The organism is Methylocystis borbori (genome assembly GCF_036576025.1).
GTDB lineage: Bacteria > Pseudomonadota > Alphaproteobacteria > Rhizobiales > Beijerinckiaceae > Methylocystis > Methylocystis borbori.
On record NZ_JAZHYN010000001.1, the window covers coordinates 157,653 to 180,278 of the forward strand.

The 22,626-nt window shown below is 59.3% G+C and carries 18 protein-coding genes; 14 read left to right on the plus strand and 4 right to left on the minus strand.

Annotated features, from left to right (window positions below; all coding sequences use genetic code 11):
• Window positions 1-4 precede the first annotated feature (4 nt).
• The 5 genes from V3H18_RS00675 to V3H18_RS00695 all read left to right on the plus strand — a co-directional run bounded on the left by V3H18_RS00675 (window position 5) and on the right by V3H18_RS00695 (window position 10,244).
• Window positions 5-4,540, plus strand: coding sequence for an amino acid adenylation domain-containing protein (locus V3H18_RS00675; protein ID WP_332079937.1), 4,536 nt, complete (start codon window positions 5-7; stop codon window positions 4,538-4,540).
• Between the two features lie 30 nt (window positions 4,541-4,570).
• Window positions 4,571-5,932, plus strand: a complete 1,362-nt coding sequence (locus V3H18_RS00680; RefSeq protein WP_332079938.1) for a condensation domain-containing protein — start codon at window positions 4,571-4,573, stop codon at window positions 5,930-5,932.
• A 15-nt stretch (window positions 5,933-5,947) separates the two neighbouring features.
• Window positions 5,948-6,787 carry a siderophore-interacting protein gene (locus V3H18_RS00685; protein ID WP_332079987.1) on the plus strand — a complete coding sequence of 280 codons (840 nt, stop codon included), beginning with the start codon at window positions 5,948-5,950 and terminating at the stop codon, window positions 6,785-6,787.
• 64 nt (window positions 6,788-6,851) lie between these two features.
• The gene (locus tag V3H18_RS00690) at window positions 6,852-7,091 is read left to right on the plus strand and encodes a phosphopantetheine-binding protein (RefSeq protein WP_332079939.1); all 240 of its coding nucleotides are present in this window, start codon (window positions 6,852-6,854) and stop codon (window positions 7,089-7,091) included.
• A 45-nt stretch (window positions 7,092-7,136) separates the two neighbouring features.
• Window positions 7,137-10,244 (plus strand): condensation domain-containing protein, encoded by a 3,108-nt coding sequence (locus tag V3H18_RS00695; RefSeq protein ID WP_332079940.1) that lies wholly within the window; start codon window positions 7,137-7,139, stop codon window positions 10,242-10,244.
• 134 nt (window positions 10,245-10,378) lie between these two features.
• Here the strand turns inward: V3H18_RS00695 and V3H18_RS00700 are convergent, their stop codons facing one another.
• Complete coding sequence (locus tag V3H18_RS00700; protein ID WP_332079941.1) at window positions 10,379-10,864, minus strand: GlcG/HbpS family heme-binding protein; 486 nt, start codon at window positions 10,862-10,864, stop codon at window positions 10,379-10,381.
• 571 nt (window positions 10,865-11,435) lie between these two features.
• On the opposite strand from V3H18_RS00700, the gene V3H18_RS00705 reads away from it, so the two are divergent.
• From V3H18_RS00705 to V3H18_RS00720, 4 genes are all read left to right on the plus strand, one after another.
• Window positions 11,436-13,235 carry a YncE family protein gene (locus V3H18_RS00705; protein ID WP_332079942.1) on the plus strand — a complete coding sequence of 600 codons (1,800 nt, stop codon included), beginning with the start codon at window positions 11,436-11,438 and terminating at the stop codon, window positions 13,233-13,235.
• Window positions 13,236-13,388: 153 nt separating this feature from the next.
• Window positions 13,389-14,582 (plus strand): ABC transporter permease, encoded by a 1,194-nt coding sequence (locus V3H18_RS00710; protein WP_332079943.1) that lies wholly within the window; start codon window positions 13,389-13,391, stop codon window positions 14,580-14,582.
• A 21-nt stretch (window positions 14,583-14,603) separates the two neighbouring features.
• Window positions 14,604-15,254 (plus strand): ABC transporter ATP-binding protein, encoded by a 651-nt coding sequence (locus tag V3H18_RS00715; protein WP_332079988.1) that lies wholly within the window; start codon window positions 14,604-14,606, stop codon window positions 15,252-15,254.
• A gap of 281 nt (window positions 15,255-15,535) precedes the next feature.
• Window positions 15,536-16,120, plus strand: coding sequence for a hypothetical protein (locus V3H18_RS00720; RefSeq protein WP_332079944.1), 585 nt, complete (start codon window positions 15,536-15,538; stop codon window positions 16,118-16,120).
• Between the two features lie 30 nt (window positions 16,121-16,150).
• On the opposite strand, the gene V3H18_RS00725 is transcribed toward V3H18_RS00720, so the two are convergent.
• Window positions 16,151-17,185 (minus strand): LysR family transcriptional regulator, encoded by a 1,035-nt coding sequence (locus V3H18_RS00725; protein ID WP_332079945.1) that lies wholly within the window; start codon window positions 17,183-17,185, stop codon window positions 16,151-16,153.
• A 122-nt stretch (window positions 17,186-17,307) separates the two neighbouring features.
• On the opposite strand from V3H18_RS00725, the gene V3H18_RS00730 reads away from it, so the two are divergent.
• From V3H18_RS00730 to V3H18_RS00740, 3 genes are all read left to right on the plus strand, one after another.
• Complete coding sequence (locus V3H18_RS00730; protein WP_332079946.1) at window positions 17,308-17,883, plus strand: hypothetical protein; 576 nt, start codon at window positions 17,308-17,310, stop codon at window positions 17,881-17,883.
• Window positions 17,884-17,996: 113 nt separating this feature from the next.
• A complete protein-coding gene (locus V3H18_RS00735) occupies window positions 17,997-18,542 on the plus strand; it encodes a GNAT family N-acetyltransferase (protein ID WP_332079948.1) in 546 nt (181 codons plus the stop codon).
• 329 nt (window positions 18,543-18,871) lie between these two features.
• On the plus strand, window positions 18,872-19,072 hold the full coding sequence (locus tag V3H18_RS00740; RefSeq protein WP_332079949.1) for a hypothetical protein: 201 nt from the start codon (window positions 18,872-18,874) through the stop codon (window positions 19,070-19,072).
• Window positions 19,073-19,241: 169 nt separating this feature from the next.
• Here the strand turns inward: V3H18_RS00740 and V3H18_RS00745 are convergent, their stop codons facing one another.
• Together V3H18_RS00745 and V3H18_RS00750 are read right to left on the minus strand one after the other, a co-directional pair.
• On the minus strand, window positions 19,242-19,433 hold the full coding sequence (locus tag V3H18_RS00745) for a hypothetical protein (RefSeq protein ID WP_332079950.1): 192 nt from the start codon (window positions 19,431-19,433) through the stop codon (window positions 19,242-19,244).
• 196 nt (window positions 19,434-19,629) lie between these two features.
• Window positions 19,630-20,565: a LysR family transcriptional regulator gene (locus V3H18_RS00750; RefSeq protein WP_332079951.1), complete on the minus strand. Its 936-nt coding sequence runs from the start codon at window positions 20,563-20,565 to the stop codon at window positions 19,630-19,632.
• A 100-nt stretch (window positions 20,566-20,665) separates the two neighbouring features.
• Between V3H18_RS00750 and V3H18_RS00755 the strand changes: the two genes are divergently transcribed.
• Both V3H18_RS00755 and V3H18_RS00760 read left to right on the plus strand, forming a co-directional pair.
• A complete protein-coding gene (locus V3H18_RS00755) occupies window positions 20,666-21,364 on the plus strand; it encodes a pirin family protein (protein ID WP_332079952.1) in 699 nt (232 codons plus the stop codon).
• 191 nt (window positions 21,365-21,555) lie between these two features.
• The gene (locus V3H18_RS00760; protein ID WP_332079953.1) at window positions 21,556-22,626 is read left to right on the plus strand and encodes an HlyD family secretion protein; all 1,071 of its coding nucleotides are present in this window, start codon (window positions 21,556-21,558) and stop codon (window positions 22,624-22,626) included.

A 22,626-nucleotide genomic window follows, 5' to 3' on the forward strand; every position in this document is an offset into this window, starting at 1 on the left:
GATTATGAGAGAGTTGACGCCCATACAGGCCGCTTATTGGGTCGGTCGGCAATCCGGCGCGGCGCTCGGCGGCGTGGCCGCGCATCTCTATGCCGAGTTCGATAGCGTCGGGCTGAGCGTCGACAGATTGCGGATGGCGGTCAAACGCCTATACGACGCTCACCCCATGCTGCGCCTTCGCATCACCGACGAAGGACTGCAGACGGTGGAGGCCCCGTGCGATCGCCACGAATTGCATGTGGACGATATGAGGGAGTTCAGCCAGGAAGAGAGCGAGAGATCGCTAACGACCAAACGCCTGGCCAAGACCAATCAACAGCTTGACCTCTATCGCGGTCAGGCCGCGGACCTGAGCCTCAGTCTTCTTCCTGGCGAGCGTCGACGTTTGCATGTCGATACCGACATGATCGCCGTCGATCCGCCGAGCTTTCGCCTGCTCATGGAGGATCTCGCGCGTTTCTATGAAGAGCCGAGACAATTGGCGCAAGCGTCTTCCTGCTATTTCGACTATCTCGAACGAATGCGGAGCGACGCCGATCTCAATCTGCGGCGCGAAAGGGATAGAAACTGGTGGCGCCCTCGCATTGGGCAAATCCCTCCGGCTCCGCCGCTGCCGCGAAGCGCCCACGGCGCGAGCACAGTCCTTAGCAAGAGTTTCGCCGCGCAATTAGGGCCCGAGGAGCGTCGCGTATTCGAGCGAACGGCGCGAAAACATCGCTTGACCCCTTCGATGCTGGCGCTCGGACTCTTCGCCGGGCTTCTTGGCGCAGGGACAGGCGCCGCCCGGTTCCGCCTGAACGCGCCGATGTTCCAGCGCAACGGCTATGTAGAGGGCGTCGATCAAATTATTGGAGAATTTTCAAACCTCCTCATCCTGAGCGTCGATCTGAAAGAGGGAGAGTCGCTGGGGGCGTTATGCGCGCGCCTCGCCGAAGAGACGACACAATTGATATCGCACTCGGGCTATCCCGGGGTGAGCGTCATGCGCGACCTGTCGCGCCGCCACGGCGGCATGGAGCTGGCTCCCGTCGTGTTTACGGCAGGCCTCGATATCGGCGGCGAGCTTTTTTCGGAAGGCGTGACGCGTCTGTTCGGGGAAATGTCGTGGGTTATTTCCCAAGCGCCCCAAGTCGCGCTCGATGCGCAAATCGTCTCTGCTTATGGCGGAATTCTGATCAATTGGGACGTTCGGCTGGACGCGATTCCAAAATCTTGGATCGAGGATATGTTCGAGGCCTATGTGGCCTCTATCCGTCATATCGCTCGCGCGCCAGAAGTCATAGAGCAGCCATTCGATCAATTTCTCTCCCGCCTTAACGGAAAGAACGCTGCGTCTGTCGAGCGACGGAACGGGAATGCCGTCGCTGCGCGCCTCATCGACCGCAAAGGCGTCGCCACGACGAACTCCTTGGGCGACGGAGAGTTATCATCGGCATCCGAAGGAAAGATCATGGAACGGGCTTTAACGCCGTTGCAGCAGGCTTACCTTCTGGGTCGAAGCGAGCATCTGCCGCTTGGCGGCGTCGCGATGCAGGAGTTTCGCGAATACAGGGGCAGGATCGAAGCCGACGAACTCCGCAGGCGCCTCCACGAGCTCGTGCGTCGGCACGAATGCCTCCGCACCCGAATAGATCCGCACAGACTGACGCAAAGCGTCAGCGAGAAGCCCGTCGTCAATCTCGAAGAGGTGGATTTGCGCGGCCTGTCAAGCGCCGAGGCCTCGGAGCGGATCGACGCCCTGCGAGAGGAATACGCTCATCGGCTCCATGATTTGCGGCTTTCGCCCTGGCGCATGCTGATGTTTCGCCTTCCGGAGGGGGAGGGAAGCGACGCCTACAATTGTGCAATATTCGCCTGCTTCGACGCCCTGATTATGGACGGCCGCTCGATCGCAACCATCATGGTCGAGCTCTTCGACGCAAATAAGGGCGGAAAGCTGCGCCCGGCCGCCCTACTCGGCCAGCAAAACAGCGCGGCGATAGCGCCCCAGCGAAGCGAGGACGCCGCCTATTGGACACAAAAACTTCACGCTATCGCCGGACCGCCGCGCCTGCCGTGGAAAAGGCCGTTGGAGACCATTACTGTCTCTCGCTACGCCCGCGACACATTGACTATATCGCGCGCCGACTTCGCCAAATTGGCCAAGATCGGGGCGTCGCAAAATCTCTTTCGCAATTCGATCCTGTCCGCCGCCATTCTGGAGACGCTGTCACGCTGGATGAGCGAGGGCGCGCTTTGCGTCGGCGTTCCGGTGGCGCCGCCGACCGGAGACATGGGAAACGCCTCCACATTCATCGCCGTTAATTACGACCTCAGGGAAGGTTCGTTTTTAGAACGAGCGCGCCTGCTCCAGGAGGACACGCTCGAGGCGCTGGAGCATCTGTCATTCTCCGGCGTCGACATCAACAGGCTGTTGCTGAGTCGTAACGGCGGCGGCGTGGCCTTGCCGATGATCGTCACCAACGGACTGTCCTGGGAAACGCTGGGCGACGACAGCCCAATCCGGCTGCACGCCGGACTGACGCAAACGCCGCAGGTGGCGATGGATATCCGCATGTCGCTGGATGAGGGGGGAAATCTGCTCTTATGCGTCGATTATGCGCGGCAGGCGATCGACAAGGAGGTTGTGCGCGACATTCTCCAGGCAATCGATAAGACAATCGGCGCGGTCTGCCGACGCGGCGCGTTAGAGGTCAAAGCTCAAGATTTTCTCGACTACGCTCACTACCGCTACAATGGCGCAGAGAGCGATTTTGTCTGCTCCGGCTTTCTGGAGCGTATCGCGCGAAACCTTTTCGGCGGCGCGCTTGCGAAAAATGCGCTCGTCTGCGGAGACAGAAGGATCTCCTATTCCGAACTCGGTCAAAGCGTCGCGCGAGTCATGCAAAGCCTTCGCGATCGCGGACTCGCGAGAGGCAAGGTCGTAGCGATCTGCCTTCCACGGAGCCCCGAGCATGTGATGGTCTCCGTCGCCTGCTCCCTGATGGGGATAATATGGGTTCCGGTAGACGCCAGCTCGCCGCCCGAGCGCATGCGCTACTTGCTGGAGAACTGTCTTCCCGATCTGGTCGTTAGCTTGGGCGAGATCGACAAAGTCGACGCTGTCACCCCTCAGCGACTCCTCGACGCAAAAGCCATTGACGATCAGGCGAGGATTATAGAGTCGCTGTCGGAGCTGTCGCAGAGCGACGACCCCGCCTATTACCTTTATACCTCGGGCACGACGGGCAAACCCAAATGCGTGTCGCTGTCCAATAAGGCGACCTCGAACGTCATCGGCCGCACCCTAGAGGAATGGCGGATCGATGCGGCGGACGTCTTCATCTCCGTCACGCCATTGCATCATGACATGTCGGTCTTCGACGTTTTCGGCTCCTTGACCGCCGGCGCAACGCTGGTGATTCCAGGTCCCGGCGAGGATAAGGACGCCATTCGCTGGAGCCAATTAGTCAAAGAACATTGCGTTTCGATATGGTCTTCCGTTCCGGCAATCCTCGAAATGCTTCTCTCCTGCAGTTGCGGCGACGAGCTGCGTTCGCTCAAGCTGATCGCACAGGGCGGCGACTACATTAAGCCCGCCGTGATCGCCCAACTTAGGCGGCTCGATCCGAACCTTAGGCTGTTTTCTTTAGGGGGACCGACCGAGACCACCATCTGGAGCATATGGCATGAAATCACGGACGCCGACATAGACGTCATACCCTATGGGCGGCCATTGCCCGCCAATCGCTATTTTGTCGTCAACGAAGCGAACGATCATTGCCCGCCCCAGGTCGTCGGCAGGATCTACACGGCCGGCGTGAATGTCGCGATCGGCTATCTGGAGAATGGCGTCGTCAATCAGAACGACTTCGTGACGATCGCTGATGAACAAGGCAAGCCGGTCCGGGCGTTCAGAACATGTGATCAGGGGTACTACCGTAAGGATGGCGTCCTCATCTTCGCCAGTCGGATCAGCGGCTATGTGAAGGTCCGCGGCGTCAGGGTCTCACTACCCGATATCGAGAACGAACTGACGGGCCATGACTCGATCAAGCAAGCGCTTGTGGTCGACTACGGCGCAGAGAAAATGGGGGAAGCGGCCATTGGCGCCTTATACGTCGCGAAGAATGACGTCGAGATTCCGGCGGCCGAGCTGAGGAGCTTCGCGCGTCTTCATTTGCCCGAATCGCATATCCCTACTCGCTTCCTCCGGGTTCAGGAACTGCCGCTGTCAGCGAATGGCAAGCCGGACCGCCGCCAAGCCCGAGAACTCTTGGCCGTGAGTCAAGACGCCGAACGCGCCGAGACGAAGCGCGGCGTCGCGCTGGAAGGGGTCTCGCCGCATGGCGACCGCATCCTCGAAATTTATCAAAGCGTCATCGGCGTATCGTCGCGCGACGCGCCAGCCGAGAGCGCGGACTTCCTAACGATGGGCCTCTTGCCTTCGCATTTGAAAAAGATCGCCTCGCGCATCAACGAGGAGTTCGGGGTCGATCTCTCCCCGGCCCTTCTGGTGCGCTGTAGGAACGCCAGACAAGTGGCGCAGCTGTTTTCGTGATGAAGCCAAAAACGCACTAGGATTCGCTCGATGTCGGAAACCGTTCTGACCCGCGGTTGGATGCCGCTCACCCTGCCCCAGCTCGATTTCTGGGAGGAGTTTGCTCTTCATCCAGATCAACCCATTTCGACTGTCGCGCATTATCTCGACATCGACGGCGTTGTCGACGGCGCTGCGCTATATGACGCGATCGCCCAGACGGTTCGCGAAGCGGAAATTCTTTCGGTAAGATTCCGAATTCCCTCCGGCGAACAAAATCCTCTGCAATATTGCGACCCGCAACAGGCGCCAAAGGTGTTGCAATTCGACTTGCGCGATCGGTCCGATCCTCTGGAGGCCGCGCAAGACGTCATGCAGGCCGACGTTCGCGCCAAACTCGATCTGCTGAACGATCCGGTTTCGGCGCAATGGCTCCTCCGGCTGAGCGAAACGCGCTATCTCTGGTATATTCGCGCGCACCACATCATCCTCGACGGCTTCGGCCTGCTGCTGATTGAACAAAGATGCGCGCAACTCTATGCGCATTTTCTCGGCCATATTGACTCGGGACACGCATTCTACCCCTTCGCCAGCTTTCTCGCCGAGGAGGAAGCCTATTGCGCCGATCAGCGATATATCGACGACAGGCTGTTCTGGACAGAATACCTCAAAACCTCGACGAAGCTTCCGATCGTGCACAAGGGCGCGGAGGCGTACAGGGCGCCCGGCATGTATTTCCAATGCGCCTTGTCGGACGACCTATGCCGCGACTTGCAGCGGACGACGGCGGAAACCCGGATAGGCTGGCCAGATCTTCTGGTCATGCTCTCCGCCGCCTATTTCTTCTATCACTTTCCAACGATGGAGCTCGCCAGCAAGCAGCCTTTGACATTGTGGCTGCCCTTCATGAGTCGATGGGGGAGCGTGAGCGCGCACATACCTGCGATGCTGGCGAACATCCTGCCGCTTCGATTAAGCATCGAACGAGAGGAGACCTTGGCCGCCTTTTTGAAAAGGCTTGCCGGCATTCTGCGCAAGCAGAGGTCGCATGGCAGATATCGCGTCGAACAGATCGCCGCGGATCAGGGAATGCCAAAGGGCTCCCGCTACCTCTTCTCGCCTCTCGTCAATGTGGTGCCCTTCAATCCGCCGGTATTCGAAGGATGCAACGTCAGGCGCAACGTTCTCGCCAATGGCCCCGGAGACGGATTCGAGATTACTTTTCGAGGGCGCGAGGACGGGAGCGGCTTAACGCTGCATATCGAGGTGGACCCAGCCCTGGTCAGTCGTGACGCCTTCGAACGGCATCAGCAAAATCTGCCTGCGTTCATCGAGCGCGCTTTAACTCCGGGCGCGCTGGCCGCGCCGGTCGAAGATCTTTGCATCAACCTCCCCGCATCCCTGACGGCATAGGATCAAACGTTGAACATGACAACAACAAGCGTTGCGCCAGAGCGCGCGACAGATCGGGCGCCGAAGCGATTCCGTCATGACGTCCGGCTGCGCTGTCTCGACGTGCGCCGGACGACGCGCATTGCGCCGTCGATGGTGCGGGTGACGCTTGGGGGCCCCGAACTGGAAGGTTTCGTCAGCCTGGCCTTCGACGACCATGTGAAGATGTTTTTCTCTGCTCCGGGAGAAACGCAGCCGCGACTCCCCTCCATCGGGCCGAACGGCATCGAGCCGTCCGACGACGCCCGAAAGCCGATCGCGCGTGACTACACAGTACGACGCCACGATACGAAATCCGAAGAGATCGATATAGATTTCGCGCTTCATGACGAGGGACCGGCAAGCGATTGGGCCGCGTCGGCCAAGCCCGGCGACAGAGCCTGGATCGCCGGCCCGCGCAGTTCCCTGGTCATTCCTTTGGATTTCGATTGGCATCTTTTGATTGCGGACGAGTCGGGTTTGCCCGCCCTAGCCAGAAGGCTTGAGGAATTGCCAAAGGGCGCGCGCGTCGTGGCGCTCATCGAGGTCGACGGCGCGGCGGATGAGATCGCTCTGCGCTGTGCGGCCGACGCGGATATTTATTGGGCGCATCGAAATGGCGTGGCGCCGAACAAGGCTGGCGGCCTCTTGGAGGCGCTGGAAGCGACGAACCTGCCGAGCGGCGATTATTACGCCTGGATCGCTTGCGAATCGCTTGTCGCCAAGCAGGCGAGAAGTTTCTTGATCGAATATCGCGGGGCGAATCCCAAATGGATGCGCGCCTCCGGCTATTGGCGACGCGGCGAGGCCGGCGCGCACGATAGCCATGACGAATGAAAATGGCCGCCGGACCCACTCAGGCGTACGAGCGAGAACGGCGCCAAAGGGAGACATATTCGAAATGGCGACGATCAAAAAACAGATCCGGCGGCACGTGGCGACCGTCCTCGGCATCGAGTTCGAGGATGTGCCTGAGGAGATCAATCTGATTGAGATCGGCCTGCATTCCCTCGCTCTCCTGCGACTCATCGAACCGCTTTCGAAGCTCGCGGGAGCCAGAATCGACTATGCCGATCTCGCTCGTCGACCAACGGTGCGAGACTGGGACGTCCTTGTCGCGGGCCGATCCAAGACGGTCTGAGCAATAAAATCCCGGCCTACGCTATCGGACGCATTGGAGAGTGAGATGGCTGAAGAATTCACCCGCTTGCTGGCAAACGAGGAGATCCGTCGTTTCGATCAAGCGCTCCCGGGTCTCGACGACGCAGCCTGCGCTCCTGCAGCTATGGATATAAGGCAAGCGAAGGAGACCATCCAGAGAGGCCTGGAGCTGACGGAACATGAAGAAAGGACATGGCTCCGCCAGCAGCAAGATCCAGACGCCGTGTTGAAACATGTGGCGGCTTACAGACTGGTTGGCGGCGCAGATATTGGTCGACTGATCGGAGCCTTACGCGCGACGCTCACGAAGCTTCCAGGCCTCGATGTAAGATATCGCTTCGATAATGACGATGGGCTGAGAAAATACGACGGCGCCGGCGCATCGCAGAACATTCATGTCCAGCGCGTCGAGTCATGCGCCGACGCAGTCAACGCGCTTCTGAGGGAACAAGAAACGCCCTGGAATTTGGAAGAGGCGGCGCCGATCAGCTTCACGCTGTTCCTGGCGCGCGACGAAGTCATTCTTGGCGTCGTGGCGCATCACATTCTGGACGGAGCCTCGCCATGGAAGCGGATATTCGGCTCACTGTCGCAGTTATACAATGAGGGCTTGGCGCCAGTAGCCGACGCAGACGGCTATGATGATCGCGAGGGAGCGACTCTGGCTAAGGCTGGATGGCTCGCGGCGATCGAATCCGACATCGGCCAATCCTTCGCGCCGTGGCTACAAAAATCGAAAGCGGGTAGCGAACTGGATATTGTCGACTTCGGAAAGGCGTCGTTCCTCGAAAAATCGCTGCGAGCCAAGGCGGCGCCCCGATATGGCGCACAAATCGAGGCGACCCCCTTTCTCCGACTTCTGGAGTCGCAGCCGACGCCGCACGCCTTGCTCGCGGCGGGCGCGGCGCTTTTTGGCCGATATCTCTCCGCGCTCAATGGCGGAACCCCAGTCGATATATGCATGCAGCGCGGCGCAGCTGCGGCCATGTCCGATTTCGGCATATCATTCGCCGAGCTCGATCTCGTACGCGCGACTTTGCGGCATGATAGCGCGAGCGAAAAGGAGGACATTCGCCGAATCGTCGCGGATTTGGAGCACCAGGAGGACAAACGCCCCGCCGCCTCTGAACAAGCCGCGTTCTCTCATCCTCGCATATTGGTGACTTGGCTGACCGACCCTTCCGCCTATCTGCGGCTGGATGGCCTATCCGTCGAGCGGCTTCCGACGCCGTCCACGGAACGCTATCCCGACCTCATTCTGGGTATCGGTTGGGACGGCGCACGGAAGATGACGCTGGAGCTTGTGACGGGTCAAAGCTTGTCGCCCACGATTGGAGCCTTTCTCCTGGAGCGTTTCATCGCCTTCATTGAGGAGGACCAGACAATCGCGCCGGTGGCGTTCGATGGCTTGTTGCAGGGCGCCGCCGCCGGAGCGGAACGCCGAACGTCCGACGCCGAACCGAGCGCCGTTTCTTCTTACAACGGCGCGAACGGCATCGATGAAGAGGCGGTCGCGCAGCTCATTCTGGCCGAATTCCGCCAGGCTCTCCTCTCTCCCGCCATGACTGTTCACGATGACTTCTTCGATTACGGCGGCCATTCGCTGGTCGCCACAAGGGTCATCGGTCGACTGCTGACCATCCATGGCGTCGAGGTGCGCTTCAACGATCTGTTCAGTCACCCGACGGCGGCGGCTCTGTCGAAATACGCCCGACAGCGCGGCGATGGAGATGCGACCTCTGCCGTTCTCGATCGAAAACGCCGCGCCTCGCAAGTCGCGCCGCTGTCATTGGCGCAAAAGTCGCTCTGGAAGGCATATGAAGCCTTCGGCTATAATGAAATATTCAATCTTCCGTTCGCGCTGAGATTCATGGATCGCGTGGACGAACAAGCGTTCGAACGCGCCTTCCTCGATGTGTTGGAAAGACATCCTGGCCTCCGCACGCTGTTCCGGAAGGAAGGCGACGACGTGCGGCAACAGGTCGTGTCGCTCGACGAGCTCTCCCATTACAAATGGTTCTGGCGCTCCGAAGAAAGCCAATCCGTCGACAGGCGTAGCGAAGGAGGCCACCACTTCGACCTCGCTCACGAATTGCCGCTGCGCCTCCGCTTCATGATCGAGGAGGCGACCGGCCGCCAGATATTATCCTTCCTGTTTCATCACATCGTGCTGGACGAATGGTCGGTGAATCTGATGATGGACGAGCTGGGCCACGCCTACCGGCGCCGCGTCGACGGCGAAGTGCCGCGCTGGGAGAACCAGCCGGCGCCCTTCCATGAATTCGCTATTCACCAGAACGACGCGGGACTCAATCAAGCGCATCTCGCCTATTGGACCGAAACGCTGCGGGGAGCGCCCAAAGGCGCGCCGATCTTTAAAGAGACTTTCATTGCGGAGGGACACGCTAAGCAGGAGGCATCGAGCGCTGGCGGCTGGGTGGAACTTAAACTTGAACGCGCGGTCTCGGAGGGGCTTTACGCGCTGGCGAAGCAAAATAGCGCCTCACTCTTCAACGTGGTCTATTCTGCGATCGCAGCCTCCCTTCACTTTCTCGGCTCGTTGAACGACATCGTCATCGGCACATCCGCTTCTGGAAGAAACAATCCGCAATTTTTCGACACCATCGGCTACTTCACGACGGTCGTCGCGCATCGCGTCAAATTTCCCGAAGGGATCACATTGGCCGGCCTGATCGAACAGGTAAAAAACAGCATCAATGACTCCCTGCCGCATACGGACATCCCCATCGATCTTGTCGAAGAAGCCCTAGGGGCGGTACAGGGAAAGGACCATTTGTTCGAAATTTTCATCCAGTTGCATGCGAAGAACAAATTCAACGGCGCGTTCACGCTGTCGGACGGACGCACGATAGAATTTCAACAGGTGGATCCCGATAGGAATGAGTCGCTCCTCGGCCTGCAATTCGAGGTGATGGAGGAGACAGTTGCGGGAGAGCGGACCATACGGGTTCTCATGAGCTATCGTTCCGATCATTACAATCCCGAGCAGGTCGCGTTGATCAGATCGACCATGAGCGAGGTCTTCTCGCTGTTTTCGCGAGCCGCCGATTCGCAACTCCCGCTCGCCGCCTTCTGGTCGCAAATCAATAAAGCTCCGGAATTCGGCTCATGAGGACGCGGATATGAAATTGCATCTGAGCGCGGCTTCTCGACTATGGCTGCAACGGCCATGATGCGCTCGAGCGGGATGCGCGAATATGCGGGAGACAGGAGTGAGTGCGTCGCCCCCAAACGCAAAGAGTCGTCCTATTGGGGGAGCGGCAAGAGCGTATCGGCGCCGACTTTGGCGACCTGCGCATCTTGTTGGGGCGTCGCGCCCGAAACCCCGATCGCGCCGATGATCTCGCCCTTATAGACGAGCGGAAGGCCGCCCTCGATCGGCGTCATATTCGGCAGGCTAAGCAAGCTGACGCGCCCGGCCGCCACGGCGTCTTCCAAAACTTTGGTCGGACGCTTGAAGAGCGCTGCGGTGCGTGCCTTGCGTGTGGCCGTCTCGCTCGAAGAAGCCTGTGTCCCATCAAGCCGCTGGAGATACAGTAGATTGCCGCCATCGTCGACGATGGCGATCACCACGTTCCATTTGTTCTTGAAGGCTTCCGTCTCGGCCGCAGCGGCGACTCTCTTCGCGCCCTCAAGGGTCAATGCATATTTCTGTGTAACGCTCTCCGCTGCAAAGCCGCCCGAGCCTGAGAAGACAAGAGCGGCGAGGACGGCGACGGTGACCCAGCGCATAACATTTTTTCTCTCTATCGTTTTTATGTGATTAAAGCGCGTGGATTGACGGGTCAAGCCGCCTTGGACTCTCGAAACAGACGAAGCTTTTAAGCTCCCACGCATCGCGGCGAGACGGCGACATGATCGCGCCGATAACTCGGCGACGCGTCATAAATCCTTCATGCTGGCGAGATCAAAAAGTGAAAGCGCAATCGCATGCATTCGTCGCGCCTGACGGAAGTTCACGCTCAGACAAAGCGCCGCAGTGGAAAATTTTCGCGCGCGAATGCACGCGCGAACTCGCGCCGCGATCAAATTCGATCAGAGGCCAATAGCCTCTGCGGCGCCGACTTCGGCGCGACATTGAATCGCCGACGCGCTCAATAACGACCAACCCCTTATGCGTTTTGAGATAGCTTGGAGGCGAAGACCGGAGCGTGAACGGGCGCGCGACGTTTCATATGGCGCTCTTCGGCGGCCGATGGCATAAAAGGAGTCGCGTCTTTCAGGGAGGCGATTTGAATGCCGCCTCGTTGAAGCTTGAATATGACGCGACATGTGCCGAGCGCCGATAGGCTGGGAGAGTGGAATGACTCAAGATCTAGGCGGTTCGCGTGATATTAGCGGCTCCAAATGCGCGGATGAAACAAACTCCACCGATGCTTCAACGGCAAGCGAAACGGCGCTTTCGGAAATCGATCGCTTCCTGAAGCGCAAGAGCGAGATGACCGCGCAGGACCACGCCGAGTTTCAGGCTTATCTGGAAGCCAAGTCGCTTCAAAAGCCCATGGAAGAAGAGACGAAACAGGGCGTTTCTTCGGGCGTCAACCGACGCAACATGTTAGCGGCCAGCGTCGGCGCCGTAGCCGCTGGCGGCGCGCTCGGCATGACATATACGACAATCAAGAACAGCCCCGCCTTGGCGCAACAGAGCGCCGCCGGCGCGCAAGCGCAACAAGGCCAAATCATTCGCGAAATGACCGACTCGAGCGCCGAAGTCGGCGGTCGCAGCCTGGGAAAATGGATATTATTGCTGCCGACGAAGCTCGGCGGCGGAACCTATGCGATTGATCTTAACTCGAACAGGGTGCTCGCCTCCATCTGGTATTGGACTTATGGCGACTTCAGTCCGATCTCGCATCATCTGTGCGCTTTCCCAAGCGCCGACCCCTACCACTCCTTCGAATTCGTTAACAGCACGCAAGGCGGAAAGAACAGCCTGATTTACGGCATTCCGACCAGAACCAAGAATCCGGCGCCGGGATTCAACATCTACCGCGTGCGATATGACGGCGCGCAAATGGAGCTATTGGAAAACGTTTCCGAAACCACCGGCCTTGGCTTGGGCGTCCATGTCACGATCAATCCGAAGGACGCGCAATCCTATTTCGTCACCGACGGACAAAAGGACATCGCCGCCTGTTTCGATCGCAATACGTCGAAAGTTCGCGCGGCGCTCAAATTCGACTGGTCGTCCAATTCGAGCGGCATGTCGGACTGCTGGCAAAAAGGCGGCGTTCTGAAAATCTCGAAAATCTATCCGGACGGAACCACCGGCAAATATGATTACCTCGGCACAAAAGGCCAGAAGATCGAATGGGAAATGGTGCCTATGGGCGAACTCTATGTCGAGGAAGGCACGATTCCCGGCGACTCCCCGCATACGCTCTCCGGCGCTGACGGCACCATCTGGCATCCGAGCGGCCGATGGGCGGCGACGGTCGTACGGCTCTGCGGCGGCGTCGTGATCCTGGACGCGAACGCCAATTTCGACCCGGTCGCCTTTCTGCAATTCAATAAGAATTCGCCCAGCCAATATGCGGTCGCCAAGATCGACAAAGACCATTGGGAAGTGAAATTCGACTCGATCTTTTCGCCGGGACATGAGATCGGCTTTTCGCCCGACGGCAAATTTCTTTGCATGATGAACAATCTGCGCGAAAACAATTGCGGCGTATTCGACTCAAGCGATCCCGATCCAACCAAATGGAAAAAGATCGCGCATGTCGAGGACCCATTGTGGGTCGGCAAATATCCGAATCCATTCCATATGGTGTTCTCGCTCGACGGATCGAAGCTTTACCTCTCGGTTCTGCATCCGTCGCCCGCGGCAAGCGGCGTGATGGTCGTGGACACTGCGAGCTGGACGATCAAGAAGGAAATTCAGGGCATAGGCCCCGACTTGCAGACCCTCGCCATCACCTATGACGGCAAATATATACTCGCGCCCTTCAGCGGCTTCCAGCGGCTGTCCAGCGGCATTGCCGTCATCGACGCCGAAAAGGACGAGTTGATCGGCATATTGCCGAGCAGCGGCGGCCATCACGACAGCGTCATCATTCCAACCGAACTCGAACATATGAAGCACACCCGCTCATGCACGCTATAGAAATTCTCGCGGCGTCGAAGAGACGGGAGGGCTCTTTGCGGCATGTCGGCGCGGTCGCCCGGCGAGCAGGAATGTCCGCAAGGCATGGAAGCGTCTCCCGCAGAGCAATCGGCGATGCGAGATAAGACGGGAGCGAGATTCTTTTTCGCCCGGATGGCGATACAGAATCTCGGACGACGCAAAGCCCGCACATTCCTGCTGCTGTCGGCCGTGGCGATTTGCAGCGGCGCCGTCTTCACCGGCGCGGTTCTTATGCAAAGCATCAAGAACAGCATGGATATCGGCTTTGCGCGTCTCGGCGCGGACATGCTCATCGTTCCCGAAGGAACGCTGACAAACATCACGGCGGCGCTTCTGACCGCCGAACCTACCGACTTTACTTTGGAGGATGGCGTCCTCGACCGCTTAGCGAAATTGAAAGGCGTCGGCCGGCTTGGCCCGCAAAGAATCGTTCGAACCGAGTCGCTGGGATCCGGCGAGCAGCGCCATCCGACGGATCTGATTGGATTCGACCCCGAACGCGACATCACCATCCAGCCCTGGTTGGCTGAGCGACTGGGTCGCGCTTTTGGCAAAGGCGACCTCATCATCGGCGGTCGACGAGAAGAGCCGCTAGGTTCCGAGATGATGCTTTTTGGAGTCCGCCATACTGTCTATGGCAAGCTCGAGAAGACGGCGGTCGGCACGCATGAACGAGGCGTCTTTATGTCATTCGAGACATTCGACGCGCTGCGGGAGTCCATTCAAAGAAGCTCGGCTTCCAAGGCGGATTTGGGGCCAAATAGACTGTCCGGCGTGCTGATCGAATTGGCGCCGGGAGCGACGGCAAAGCAAGTCCAATTCGCCGTATTGGCTAATTTCCCCGGCGTAAAGACGATCGCCAGCGAGTCGACGCTCACGTCCATTCGCCAGGGTCTTTCGGCGCTGCTTGAGGGCGTTCTCGCGCTGCTGGTCATCATGTTCGTCAGCACCGCGTCGATGGTGTGCGTATTATTCTCGGCGATCATCACGGAACGCCGCCGCGAGCTCGGACTCCTGATGGCGATCGGCGCCCGGCCGTGGCAAGTTGTCGGCATTCTCGCGACCGAAGCGGCAATCGCGACGGCGTCAGGCGGATTGCTGGGCTGCATGCTCGGCGTCGCGCTTCTGCGTTCTTACCAGCATTCTCTCGTTTACCACCTCGCCAATATGGGCGTTCCCTTCGCTTGGCTGAGCTGGCGGGAGATTTTGCTGATCGCGCTTGCTTGCGTGATATTGGCCTCGTTGATCGGCGCGTCGGGAGCGTTGATTCCGGCATGGCGCACGAGCCGGCGCGAGCCCTATGATCTTATCCGCGCCGAGGGATAGGACGTGCTGACCTGCGAGGGAGTGGGCAAGAGCTATTCGACCGAACGCGGACTTGTTCACGCGGTCGTCGGCGTCGATCTGCGCGTTCCCGCCGGACAGTTTGTCGCGATTGTCGGGCGTTCCGGCTCGGGGAAGTCGTCGCTCATGGCCATGATCGGCGGATTGAGCCGCCCAACCCGCGGCGTCGTGCGCGTCTCCGGCGCGGAGATTTGGAAGATGCCCGATAGCCGCCTTGCGGAGTTCAGAAGCCGGGAAATGGGATTTGTCTTTCAATTTCCGAGCCTGCTTCCAACCTTGCGCATCATCGACAATGTCGCCCTGCCAGCTTTGCTGAATAGTCGAAAGGAAGAAGCGGCCGCATATGAAAAGGCGGCAGAATTGCTGACCGAGTTGGAGCTGGCCGATTATGTCGACGCCTATCCGCACGAAATCTCGGCTGGTGAGCAGCGTCGCGTCGCCATCGCGCGAGCGCTCATAAACTCTCCATCATTGCTTATCGCCGATGAGCCAACGTCAGACCTCGATGAGCAAACTGAAATCGAGATCATAGACCGACTCTATCGTCTCAATCGCGATCGAGGCGTCACCTTGATCATGGTGACCCACAATCTCGCTCTGGCGCAACGGGCCGATCGCATCTTGCACATCGCCAATGGCGGGCTTGTCGCATGAAGGATAAGGAGCCTCTCAAGGGCCTCGCCGCGCTCTCAGAAGCGGAAAAGGACGAGTTGATCGCCAGCCTTTGGAAGGATCTGTCTGAGGAACGCGCGCGGTCGCAATTGCTCGATCGCCAATTGGCCCAGCTGGCAGATAAATCGGGCGCAGCGGACGCTCATCCGCTTTTGGCCGAACTTCGAGCGCGGGGCACGTCGAAGCGCGGCGCCGCGAAGCGGGCGCCTAATTCCCTTTACAGGCTGGGCGGCGGTCTGCGCTTCTTGCGGCCAGGCGCAATCGTGGCGGCGGCCCTGATTGGGGGACTGCTGCTTTCGCTCGACTACGGCGTCGGTCGCTTTCAAGCCTATAGCGCGAAGCAGAAACGGTCGGCTCAATTGGCGCTTGAGCGCGCCGCCTACACGAGCCTGTTCGTCGAACTGGTGAATGTCGCTTACGAGCCCGACCGCAGCGGCTATCGGCTGACCATGGCGATGCAGAGTCTCGATCCACAGCATCCAATCTACGTGATGCTTAATCCAATTCGGGTATTCGAGCAGTCCGGGTTGGTTTGGAAAGAGGTTCCCGCGCGAACGCCGCGCGACTCCTCGAGCGGAGTCGTCAAACTGACTGGGCGACGGCTTTATCAGACGATCTTCACGCCAAACGTCAAGGACTGGGCCGAGCTGATGCCGGGCTATATGCATATTCGATTCGACAATGACATGCTCATAAGCCTGCGCAGCGAACCGGACGAGGACATCGTCGCGCGCAAGGACCCTTATTACGTGTTTCTAAAGCCGCTCGACGCGGATGACGACGCCATTCGCAAACAGATGAACTACTCAGTCGATCCGCCTCTATATATAACGATGCCGCCGCATTAGCGCATGCTCTGACGAAGCGGATGGCGGTTCCTATTTAGATTTTTCCGTCTTGGGAACCACAGATCTGACGCTCGTGCCCGCCAGAAGCGACGCGCCAAGGTTGATCGCCGCATAGCTGCGTTCTCTCGCGGTTCGTCCCGTGTCCTGCATCAACCGTATCAGATCGAGAGGATGAATAAACTCGTCCCTGAAGCAGGGATAATGGCGCGGGTCGAATATTCTCTTCAGCCAATCAATGACCAGCATATGCCGCTCTGATTTCCTGAGATCAGGATGGTAAATCATGAAAATATCCAGGCTATATTCCACGCCCATGTCGACAGGAACGATCTGCGCGCCGAAATTCAGCGCATAGCTCGGAAGGACGCCGATCCCCGCTCCTAATTCCACGGCGTAAAGCACGGCGGAGCTTGAATTGGTGCGAATGCCGACGATTCCGAAAAGATCGTCGACAGCGAGCGCGCGCTTCATGACGTCGTCATCCAGCAACCGCGACGATTGCTGGATGAATCGATGATTGACCGCGTCAGCAAGAGATTTGGGAACGCCGAAACGATTGCGATATTCGACGGAGACGAAGGGATAGGTGTGAAGCCGGCCGAGCTTGACGATCTTCAAATCCGAGTCCGTCGGACGATGGAATTGGATCGCGATATCGGCGTCGAGCCGCGATATATCGGCTTCCTGCATGGAAGCCCGGAAATCGATGGTTAGAAAATTATTAGCGCGTTGCCAATCGATGAGCTTTGGCAAAATCCAGTAAGTGCCCAAGCCTTCCGTCGCCGCCAGACGAACGACGCCCTTTACGTCCCCCGCGTGCGAGCGACGCGAAATATTCTGCGTCGCGCGCGCCATCGACGCGACTTCCTCGAAGATCGACATTCCAAAAGGCGTGAGCTTGACGCCATTTTTGAATCGAATGAGCAGCCGCTGCCCGAGCTCGCTCTCCAGCCGATCGATCCGGCGCGCGATGGTCGCCTGATCGATGGCGAGTTCGGTCGCCGCCTTTCGCAGGCTTCCCGCTTCAGCGCAGGCGAAAAACAGCCGATAGTCGTCCCAGCTCATCGCGACGCCGCCCCATCAAGCGCCCTGCTGCAAAAACGCAGCACACCTACGCCAAATCTCCTGCATACAGCCTTAACCATTGAGGTTATTGCAGGAATAGGCGCAAGGCAAGGAGAGGGCTGATGAGACCGGAAGCGGCGCAAGTTTCCGCCGGGCGGCGGCGGCTGGATTATTTGGAGCCATTCGGACCGCCGGTTCGACCCGCTTGCGCGGAAGATATTGAATCATTGCTTGCTTTCACGAAGGAGCTTTTACCTCTTAGCGATGTAAACATCGAAACGGCTTTAAGCATCCATGAACGAAATTCGGAAACATTTTTGATTGTCGACGGCCCCGAAGGGCCAATTGGATTGGCGGCGCTGTTATTGCTGAATTCCCGTGGTCTGGACGCCCTCCTTGCCGGCGACTTTTGCTTCAACCGTCCGAAGCTTGACCACCTTACTCCCACCGGCGAGGCGCCGGCGGCGATCTACGTATGGGCGCTTTGCATGAAGGGCCGCGCCGTCGGGTCGCTCTCAGCGATCATGGCGTGGGCCAAGCAAAACGGTCGCGAAAATGCGCATCTATATTCGCGCCCCACGACGACTCAAGGGGAACGATTCATGCGCCATGGCGGCTTTCATCCAATCGCCTGCGGACAACCGGATCTGTGGCGATACGAGCGCCCTATCTCGAACGATGCGTCAATCGCGGCTTGAGGCCAGTCAAAATGTCAGAACATGAGAAATTCCATAAAGCGACGCCAAACTTCGCTTCTCGCAAATCTAGACGTCACGACATCCGAATCGCGCGAGGGTTCGACGATATGGCGATGGTCTACGCAATCCGAGCGGCGGTTTATATGGCCGAGCAGGATTGTCCGTACCATGAGGAATTCGACGGAAACGACGCATGCGCCATGCATTTCGTGGGCTTCGTCGGCTCCGAACCCGCCGGCGTTCTCCGCGCGAGATTTTTCGCCGAATTCGTCAAACTCGAGCGCCTCGCCGTTCTCAAACGATACCGCGCTTCGCTTCTCGCATTCGACCTTGTGCGGGAGGGAATATCGCTCGCGCGTCGAAAAGGGTTTCGCAGAATATACGGCCATTCCAGGGAAGGATTGGAGTCTTTTTGGGCTCGGTTCGGCGCGAAGCCTTTCGCCGACAATCGCTCAATTGAATTTTCGGACTGTCGCTACAAGGAGATGGTCATCGATTTGGAGCCGGACGCCACCGCCATTGGCCTGATGAGCGGGGGTCATGTCATCATTCGTCCGGAAGGAGACTGGGATCGACCGGGCATACTCGATCAATCCGGGTTAAGAGGTTCGACATATCGAGAAAGCAATTCTGTAAAAGCGCGGACGACTTTGACATGAAAGATTTCAAGACGGAACCGGAATGGTGGCTAACTGATAAGGCTACGCTTGTATGTATCGCGGCTTCGCGTTTCGGCTCGCCATTTCCATTGTCATTTACAATGTCGCTCGTCGAGCTTTGGCGAGCGAGAAACTGGCCGATCGTCCATTTTCTTCCAGACCCGGCGTCAGGCCAATCGCCGCCGCCGGAGACGGCGCTGATTCAGCCGGGTTCGCTCTGGTTCGAAAGCGATACGGCGTCGATATGGAGCTGCTCGCGATTTCGCGAATTCCATCGCGATCAGGGAGCGCCGCCGATCGTCCTCGTTGGGGGGGATCTGGACCGAAGCATGATGGCCGTCGCCGTCGGCGCGGCGGAGAGAAGAACGCCGGCCGTTTTTCTTCCCGATACGGCGGGCGTCACGCGCTCATCGCCCAATGACGCGGCGGCGCGCAAGCGCGCGATCGGCAGCCTTCGTCATTTCGCCATGGAGGCCTCCCCGCAAACGATCATGCATATTCTGGTCGCGCGGGGGACAATACGGCGATAATCGAGATCAGGAAGCTGCGACCGCGGCGCGAGTCCCGCCACCCTCTTCGCAGCGGTGGAACTCGCGCCGATCGCTAACGGCAGCGCACAAAGAACTGTGCGCCGCAAAACCAAAACATAGGAGACATTATCCGGATATCGCCTGTCAGGAATGCGACATGGGCCGCCGGCTATTTTTTATATTTGCGGATCATCATTTCGATCGCCGTCACCGACTCCGAAACATTGAGCCAGTTTTCGGCCTGTTCGTCGTTCTTGAATTCCCGGCCCAGATTAACCGGCTCGTCATGGCCTTCCAGATGGAGGAAACACGCCCATTTGCCATTCGGCAATTGTTCCACCGTGACCTTATGATCCGCCATACCTTCACCCTTTTTGCTTTTGGCGCTTTCCTCGCAACGCCGCGCATGCGGGAAACTGCGCGCTCGCAGCCGCGTCCGCGCCAAAGCAATAACCTCGCCATTGTCCCACGGTGTTTGTCATGCGCGCGCTAGGGACAAAATCGCCGTGGATTGTCATTTTGCGCCGCAAAAAAGATATGGTTGACGTCGGTCGGGTTTATTCTTCAGGCGTGTCGCCTATCTCTCGCGCCCATGCCGCTTTCGCGAGATGTTCGGATAAATAATCGAGGAGCGCCGACACGCGGGCGGGCCGCAGCGCGCCCGGCGGCGTAATGAGGTGCAGCGCGATTTCGGCGATCCGCCAATCGGGCATAACCTCCGCCAATCTGCCCGCCGCTATATCCTCCCAGATCATGAATTCGGGCTGAAGCGCGAGGCCATATCCTTCGAGCAGCGCGGGCCTCAATGCGTCAGCGTTATTGACCTTCAACCGCCCCTCGACAGCGACCGCATAGTCCCCCAACGACGCATGATGAAAACGCCACAGTTCAGGGGAAGGCGGATTCGTATAGATAAGACAGCCATGCTTTTCGAGATCGTGCGGATGCTCGGGGCGCCCATATTTGGCGAGATAGGCCGGAGAAGCGACAAGGGGGCGGCGCACCCGGCAGAGCCGGCGCGCGCGCAGGGAAGAATCGGCGAGCGCCGCGATTCTTAGCGCGAGATCGAATCCGCCCGCGACGAGATCGACGATCTCGTCGCCCAGATGGAGATCGACGTCGACCTTGGGATAGCGGCGGAGAAATTCCGGCAGCAAGGGCGCGAGATATTTGAGTCCGAAGGACATGGGCGCAACGACGCGCACGAGGCCCTGCGGCGCGATTGCTTGGGCCAGGGCTTCCGCTTCCGCCGTCTCGCCCTCCGCGAGAATGCGCATGGCGCGCTCGCGCGCCATATGTCCGCTTTGCGTGAGCGAGAGACGCCGCGAGGTGCGATGCAGCAGCGTCACGCCCAAACGCCGCTCCAGACGGCTGATGGCCTTCGAGACGGTCGGCTGCGAGACGCCCAGCGTCTCGGCCGCCTTGGCGAAGGAGCCGGTTTCGATCACGCGGGCGAAGATCGCCCATGCTTCCAGGTCGGGGAGCTTGTGCATATCAATTTCAGAATAGATGAAATTCTATCATTGCCATTCTCGAATAGCAGCAAGCGACTTAACTCCCTCCGTATGTCAAGTCCGAATGACGGAGAGCCCAATGATTGAAGTGAGAAAATTCGCGACGCTCGGCGGCGCCGATCATGGCTGGCTCCAGGCCAAGCATCATTTTTCTTTCGCCGACTATTACGATCCCGGCCGCATGGGCTGGGGCGGGCTGCGCGTCTGGAACGACGATACGATCCAGCCGCGGGAAGGCTTTCCGCCCCATCCGCACCGCGACATGGAGATCATCACCTATGTCCGCGCGGGGGCGATCACCCATGAGGACAGTCTCGGCAATCGCGGGCGCACGGAGGCCGGCGACGTTCAGGTGATGTCGGCCGGCTCGGGGATTCGTCACAGCGAATATAATCTTGAAAGCGGCTCGACGCAGATTTTCCAGATTTGGATCGAGCCCTCGGAGCGCGGCGGCGAACCGCGATGGGACGCGCGGCCTTTTCCCAAAGGCGAACGCGCCGGCCGCTTCGTCGCCCTCGCCTCGGGCTTCGCCGAGGATCGGGAGGCGCTGCCCCTGCGCGCGCCGGCGCGCGTCCTCGGCGCGACGCTGAAGGCCGGCGAAAGCTGCGAGGTCCGTCTTGGCGCCGGTCGGCGCGCCTATCTCGTGCCGGCGACGGGCGTCGTCGAGGTCGACGGCGTGACCGTGAATGCGCGCGACGGCGCGGCGATCCGCGATGTGGACGCCATCACGATCAAGGCGCTCGAAGACGCCGAGATCGTGCTCGTCGACGTGAGTTAGGAGGAGGGCGCGACACGCGCCCTCTCGCTCCGCCGCATTTCTTTGGCGATCCCAAACGTGGGTCAATGCGGCAAAATGCGCGCTATGTTATGTGCGCCTTGGTGGGGATCATATTAGCAAATAAAGTCCTCCTCGCGCTTAGAGACGTCCAAACGCCGGGACGCTCAAGCCGAATATCGAAAGGACTTGCGATGACAAATATGCGGAACTGGGCGCTGCGGTCAGTCATGGCCGTCACAATCGCCGGAGCCGCCTATTTCGCATGGGAGAAACTGAAGCCGCAGACGCTTCCTTCCGGCATCGCCAGCGCCAATGGACGCGTCGAAGCGACGGAAATCGATCTCGCGGCGAAAACCCCCGGACGCATTGAGAAAATCCTTGTCGACGAAGGCGACTTCGTGAACGCTGGGCAGATTCTCGTCGAAATGGACACGCGAACGCTTCGCGCCCAACTTCGCGAGGCGGAGGCCGACCGTCGGCGCGCGGACATAAATGTCAGCGCCGCGCGCGCTCAGGTCGTCCAACGCAAAGCAGAGAAAGAAGCGGCTGTCGCGGCGCTCGGCCAGCGGCAGGCCGAGTTGGACGCGGCGCAGAGGCGTTTCGACCGCTCCAGGGAATTGGCGAAGCGAGGCACGGCTTCGACTGAAACCTTAGATAATGATCGTGCGCGTTTCGAGGGCGCGAAAGCCGCCGTCAGCGCGGCGGAAGCGCAAATCGCCGCGGCGGAATCCGCGATCAACGCCGCGGAATCCCAAGCCGTGGGCGCGGAGGCGGCCGTCGACGCCGCAAACGCCACCGTGGACCGCATTCAAGCGGACATCGACGACAGCGCTTTGTCGTCGCCCCGCGACGGGCGCGTTCAATATAGGGTGGCGCAGCCGGGAGAAGTGCTCGGCGCCGGCGGCAAGGTGCTGAATGTCGTCGACCTCACCGACGTCTATATGACTTTCTTTCTTCCGACCGAAACGGCCGGACGCGTCGCGATCGGCGCGGAGGCGCGCATCGTCCTCGACGCCGCGCCGCAATATGTCATTCCAGCGACTGCCACCTTTGTCGCCGACGTGGCCCAATTCACGCCCAAAACGGTCGAGACGACGGAAGAACGCCAAAAACTGATGTTCCGCATCAAGGCGAAAATCGCGCCAGAGCTTTTAAAAAAATACATCAAGCAGGTGAAGACCGGGCTCCCAGGCGTCGCCTATGTGCGCCTTGATCCCAAGGCGCCATGGCCGAACCATCTTCAGGGCGAATTGCTGCAATGA